Raw genomic sequence first — 265 nt, forward strand, 5'->3', positions numbered from 1 at the left:
GGCTTGCGAATTGCGTGAATTTTTAATCAATATCATAAAAAATAGACTGTCCGGGATGGACAGCCCATTTCATCATTCGTCTTCCGCTGTATGAACAGTGTTTACCTGCCCAATGGCGAACATCTCATTGAGGAGCGGCTCCGACATATAATGCGCCTGCCAGAAGCGTTCCTCTTCGGCTGCTGTCATACTGGTCGGGATTTCACTGCGCCGGTACACCGGCTTCATTCTGTTCTCATTCACGGACAGTTCACCTCCGTACATC

Annotated in this window: 1 protein-coding gene; it reads right to left on the reverse strand. The window is 49.1% G+C overall.

The features are described 5' to 3' along the window. Positions 1 to 72 precede the first annotated feature (72 nt). Positions 73 to 265: hypothetical protein (locus tag WDW90_RS39765; protein ID WP_336493076.1), on the reverse strand; the 193-nt coding region annotated here is incomplete at its 5' end.

This window comes from Methylobacterium nigriterrae, from assembly GCF_037106235.1.
Taxonomy (GTDB): Bacteria; Pseudomonadota; Alphaproteobacteria; order Rhizobiales; family Beijerinckiaceae; genus Methylobacterium; species Methylobacterium nigriterrae.